At 59.3% G+C, this 5187-nt stretch carries 7 protein-coding genes and 1 pseudogene; 1 reads left to right on the forward strand and 7 read right to left on the reverse strand.

All coding sequences use genetic code 11. The annotated features are described in order from the left end of the window. Window positions 1-283: pseudogene (locus tag G7A66_RS09890) on the forward strand (hypothetical protein); the annotation flags it as partial. Between the two features lie 31 nt (window positions 284-314). On the opposite strand, the gene G7A66_RS09895 reads toward G7A66_RS09890, so the two are convergent. The 7 genes from G7A66_RS09895 to G7A66_RS14000 all read right to left on the reverse strand — a co-directional run bounded on the left by G7A66_RS09895 (window position 315) and on the right by G7A66_RS14000 (window position 4845). Beyond that, window positions 315-800, reverse strand: a complete 486-nt coding sequence (locus tag G7A66_RS09895; protein ID WP_174295526.1) for a peptidase M15 — start codon at window positions 798-800, stop codon at window positions 315-317. A 280-nt stretch (window positions 801-1080) separates the two neighbouring features. After that, entirely contained in the window at window positions 1081-1587 is a 507-nt protein-coding gene (locus tag G7A66_RS09900) for a CinA family protein (protein ID WP_174295527.1), read from the reverse strand. Between the two features lie 217 nt (window positions 1588-1804). Next, on the reverse strand, window positions 1805-2143 hold the full coding sequence (locus tag G7A66_RS09905; RefSeq protein ID WP_174295528.1) for a UrcA family protein: 339 nt from the start codon (window positions 2141-2143) through the stop codon (window positions 1805-1807). 187 nt (window positions 2144-2330) lie between these two features. Beyond that, window positions 2331-3068: a LytR/AlgR family response regulator transcription factor gene (locus G7A66_RS09910; protein ID WP_174295529.1), complete on the reverse strand. Its 738-nt coding sequence runs from the start codon at window positions 3066-3068 to the stop codon at window positions 2331-2333. Further along, window positions 3065-4237 carry a sensor histidine kinase gene (locus G7A66_RS09915; protein WP_174295530.1) on the reverse strand — a complete coding sequence of 391 codons (1173 nt, stop codon included), beginning with the start codon at window positions 4235-4237 and terminating at the stop codon, window positions 3065-3067. The genes G7A66_RS09910 and G7A66_RS09915 overlap by 4 nt, the downstream gene beginning before the upstream one ends. Beyond that, window positions 4234-4515 (reverse strand): PDDEXK family nuclease, encoded by a 282-nt coding sequence (locus G7A66_RS09920; RefSeq protein ID WP_174295531.1) that lies wholly within the window; start codon window positions 4513-4515, stop codon window positions 4234-4236. Before G7A66_RS09920 ends, G7A66_RS09915 begins: the two co-directional genes overlap by 4 nt. Window positions 4516-4578: 63 nt before the next feature. Then, window positions 4579-4845, reverse strand: a complete 267-nt coding sequence (locus G7A66_RS14000; protein WP_206675162.1) for a hypothetical protein — start codon at window positions 4843-4845, stop codon at window positions 4579-4581. Window positions 4846-5187: the final 342 nt, after the last annotated feature.

Genomic DNA, 5187 nt, shown 5'->3' on the forward strand with positions numbered 1-5187 from the left:
CGCGCTGGTGGTGCGGAATGCAGGCGGCAGTTGCAGCGGTGCGGGTGACGCTGTTCGCGAAGATGACGTGCTGCGCCTGACCATGGCCGGATCCGAGCCATGCACCATCGCAGCAACGGTGGAGGATCGTCAGGTCGCCTTCCCGTCCGTTCTACCCGAAGGCTGCGCCTATTATTGCGGGCCCGGTTCGGGCCTGACGGATACCGTGTTTGAAAAGACCGGAGGGACTTTCGCCGACGCGATGCGCGCGCTGGACCCCGTGGGCGATCCTCTCTGCGGCTGACCGCCCGTATTTACAGGCGGAGCGCCGGCATTCACGCGTAACCCCGGTTACAAGGCGACGTCGCGCCGCGTCCGTCCGAGCCCCATTTGCGGAACCCGTTGCTGTCGACATGGAAGCGTGATCCGCTGTAGAATCCCAGCCCGGTGCGATATTCCGGCCCCTTGCGGCCATGAGCGGAGCAGAGCCGCGAAATCATGTCGCCACGCGCGATCCCGTCGACGGGGACAAGATCCATGGCGAAGAACATGCGGTGGGCCGAACCAGGCCTGCCGTTGGAACAACGGTTCAGATCGTCATTGCGAAACCCCGACAGCGCCTCGACCTTGCCGATTGCTGGCATCACTTCGCTTTTCACGAAGCCGAGCGTCTGGACGATGTTACCCCACTGCGTCGCAGGTGCGACCTCGAACGGATCGGCACTGCACTGCTGCCAGGATGACGAGGTGCGGACAAGTTGCCAGATCGGCACCACGTCCTGAACGCGCTGCTCGGTCAGGAATTTGCGGAACGAGCGCACCTTGCCCGGATTTTCAGCCTTCTGGGCGAGCCAGGCGAGATAATCCGCCTTCGACTGGCCGGGTGCGACACTTTGGGCACTCGCCGCTGTCGGAACAAGCGTGGCGAGCGCCGCGGAGGCGGCGATAAGCGCTTTCTTGATGATGGTAATCCCCTGAGCGTAGAACAGATGACGGCGCGTTCGCCGCGAATAACATGCTGATCTGTATACTCTAAGGTGACTTAATCTGCCCTGAATTCGCAGGAGAAGGGCGGAACTGCAGGCGTGTCTGCCCTTGCGATCACCCCGCCTGCGGTTGGCTCCTGACTGCTTCCAGCAGCATTTTCAGCGAAGCGATTACGGCCTCGTTGCAGACCGCCTCCCGGCCGAGATCGCCAAAGTGATGCTCTTCATGCATTGGCTTCCCCTCGCGCCGAGCCAGTCCGAAATGAACGAGGCCCACCTCCTCGTCATCCTGCTGCGGCCCGGCAAAGCCGGTGATGGCCAGTGCTACATCGGCATGGCTGCGATCGAGAGCAGCTCTCGCCATGCCCAGGGCAACCTCGCGGCTCACCCCTTCGCAGGACTCGACCTCGGCGCGGTCGAGGTCGAGCAATTCACATTTCGCATCGAGCGAATAGACGATGAATCCGCGCTCCAGCGCTCCGCTCACATCCGGGTCGGCGACGATGGCGGCGCAGACCATACCGCCCGTACAGCTTTCGGCTATGGCAAGGCTCGGCCCATCCGGCCCGAGCAACGTGCCCAGGCTGCCTACAAGTTTCTCGATCTCGCGATCCTGCCCCATATGTCCCATCCTTCTGAACCGAACGACAAATTTGCCGGAGCATGCGCTCCGTCCTCATCAGACGAGTTCTTCGCGAGGATGTTCCTGCAGATGCATCGGCAGATCTTTTCCGCCTTCTGTGTCTCACTCCCGAGCGATGTTGGCAGCACATGCGACGATCACGTCGGAGCACCACCGCGATCGCTCGAGAACAGACTTCCCCCTGCTGCACCGCACTTCAGGACCGCACGTTTCCACGCCGACCGGACCGGGCGAGAGCGGCCCTTTGCGCCGCGTCTATAGCCGCCAGCTTGGCGTTCTGAGCGGCAGCCTTGGCGGGCCCGGCGCATTCCATGTAGAGCCTGCGCTCAGCCAAGTTGCGAACTTCGTGACGTCCGCAGACCTTGCGAACGGCGGCCGCAAGTCGGTGTTCGAGCCTCTTCTGTCCCGCAGGACTGCTGAGCTTGAGGTCAGCAATCTCGACTACGGTCGAAGAACGGACAGTTTCGGCAGAAACGGGGCTGGTGAATGCTGCGGCACTGAGCAGGCAGGCAGCAATGATCAAGACTTTCTTCATTTCGACTTCCTTTCCTTACCAGATTGTCTCTTCGATCCGGTAACCAGGAATTAGCCGTGCGCTGCAGGCGGCACACGGCTCTTGATACGTAGGCCCGTAATCATGCGACCACTCTTGTTCCGCTGCGACAAAGCTTGCCATTCGCACGATGAAATTGGCAGCTGCCAACGTCCGCTCTGCGCACTCATCAACTGCGCAGAGCGAGTTGTTCCTGCACTGCCTTGACGTAGCTCGGCCCAACCTGGACGATCGCGCCGTCGCGCAGAACGAGATTGAGGACTCCTCGGGCCGGGCGATCGAGACGTTCTATCTGGCTCAATCTGACAAATGCGGATCTGTGCACGCGCATCAACTTTCGCGTGTCGATACTGGCTTCCAGTGCATTCATCGAAATGCGATGCAGAAAGCTGCGCATGGACGTGTGGAAAATCACGTAGTCCTTCGCTGCCTCGATCCAGTCGATCTGGTCGACGCCAACCCTGATCTGGCTGCTACCCGCCGCAACCCAGAACTCCTGCACGTAGCGCGCGTCGTCCTGGTCCCCCGCCGGCGTAGCCGAGTGGCACAGGTCTATGCGCCGCTTGGTTCGCGTGATCGCCTGTCGCAGCCGGTCGAAACGGACCGGCTTCAACAGGTAATCTGCAGCATCAACCGCAAATGCATCTGCCGCAAAGTTTTCAAAGGCGGTCACGAAGATGATTTCGGGCCTGCCTTCAGGTGGCAGATCGGCAGCGAGAGCCATACCGCTGCCGCCCGGCATCTGGATGTCGAGCAGCACCAGATCGGGTTTCAGGGCCGCGATGTCGTCCAGCGCCCGCGCGGCATTCGTCGATGAACCTATGACTTCGACTTCCTCGAAATTGCGCAACAGGTCGGCCAGGCGATCAATGGCAAGCGGCTCGTCATCGACGATGAGGACTTTCAACGGACCGGCGCCAGTTGTTGGTGAGGCAGACGCACGATCGACAGGAAGCCGTTGTCGCGTCGGTGGACATCCAGGCGCGCTTCGTCGCCATACAGGGCGAAAAGCCTGTCCTGCACGTTGCGAAGGCCAATGCCGTGACCTGACGAACACGGCATCGTGGCGCACGCGTCATCCTCGACCACCAGAACGAGTTGATCGCCATCAAGGATAGCCTCGATCCTTATCGTGACCGTGACATCGGAATGGGCAACGCCATACTTGATCGAATTTTCGACGAGTGGCTGTAGCAGGAAGTTGGGAACTTCCGCTTCGCGCAGCTCTGATGGACAGATAACATCCGTGGCAAGCCGCGGACCGAAGCGAACATGTTCGATCGCGAGATACGCCGCCACCGTTTCGAGTTCCTGATCAAGCGTCTGGAGCGCCTTGTCGTCATTGTTCAACGTAATGCGTAGAAATTCGGACAGCTGCGCCAGCATCGTTTCTGCATCCGCATTCCGGTTCGTCACGACGAGTGCCGAAATCGAATTCAACGTATTGAAGAGGAAATGCGGGTTGAGCTGAAAACGCAGCGCGGCGAGCCGGGCATTGTTGAAGGCACTTTGCGCTTCGGAAGCTGCAAGCTGGACCCGCTGAAGTTCGGCATCCCGCTTCCGGTATGCCTGCAGGGTCTCAAGCGTCCAGAATGTGATCGCAATCATCGCGAATTTCGACATGAAAATTGCGAAATTGCCCGTCCACAGGACGGAGTAAGGGGCACCTTCGGCATAACTCCGGCCGTAAAATTCATGCACCCATGAGAATATCTGCAGATCTATGGTGCTCAGCGCGGCGCTGGCCACAAGTACGGACACGATGCACCAGAAAAAGGCCTGATACGATGTCCGCCGCAAGGCAGCGGCAATGGCGACGAGCAGCAGGAACGAGAATACAATCCCCACGATCGCCACGAGAACGTGGGAGATGATGATCTCGTGATACAGCCGTTCCCTGACGAGCAGGAGGTAGGGCATCGTGTAAAGGACAGCGAGCCCCGCCCATACGAAGGCAATCAGGCCGAGCGTCTGACGACGCTCCTTGGTAAACAGCTCGATCAACCGGAGCTTCAGCTCCGTCACGAATTTCGACGACGGAGTCCAGTTCAGGTCGGCATTGGGAATGGCTGTCATACAAAATCTTTTTTGAAATAAAGCTCCTTTTCCATGACAGTGAGGAAGCGGTAAAGCTTCATGCGCCAAACCTTGAATTTGGCGCGACGAACCATCACCATCGTGGATCGTAAGGCGACTCGAAGGATACGGACCGCCACGTGTTTGAGCTGGTTGCGCGCTTTGCTTTTCCATTGGCAAACCACATGGCTGACACGCGCAGCCCATCCTGGAGAGCAGGCAGCGAAGCGCAGACTTCGCCCGCGCTTCGCCTCCAGTGAACCAATACTTTCGTCCAAAAGCAACGCAATGCGCAAAAAGTTTCAGCAAGGGAAATAGACTCCAACTATTTCGCTGGATTTTTAGTCGTCTGTATATAGGCGTCCCTCGAACAGGGGGGGCATCATGAGAAGAGTATTGTCTTCGACGAGTTTGGTCGCGCTTGTTTCATTGTCGGCATGCGGCGGAGGCTCGGGTTCCGGCGTCATCAGCACACCAGCGCCGCCACCTGCGCCAACTCCGACGCCAACACCGACGCCAACACCGGCGCCCACACCGACGCCACCTCCGCCCGCGACACCGCTGCGCGATCTTGATACGAGCCGATCCTTCGTCACGGATGCGGCCACTCTGACCGGAACATGGGATACTGCAACTTCCACTGCAATCGATGGAACGGCCGCCCGCGGATCACTGTCGATTTCCTATAACGCGGCAGACGGGTCCTATACTGTCGCTACGGCAGGAACGAATTCGACATTCGGCAGCAATGATATCATCGCTGAAGACTCGATCGACACTCGGTACAGGAAGACAACGGCTGACGGGGCCGAATACCTGACGTTGACCAAGGACTCGTACTCGTCGGATACTAGGGTCCGGACTCATTAGAGCCACCAGGTGACGATGGCTGCGATAGCGATTGTGGCCATAAAGGTCTTGATGTTGCGGTCGAAGCGGGTGGCGACCCG

The organism is Alteripontixanthobacter muriae (assembly GCF_013336795.1).
In the GTDB taxonomy this organism is placed as follows: Bacteria; Pseudomonadota; Alphaproteobacteria; order Sphingomonadales; family Sphingomonadaceae; genus Pseudopontixanthobacter; species Pseudopontixanthobacter muriae.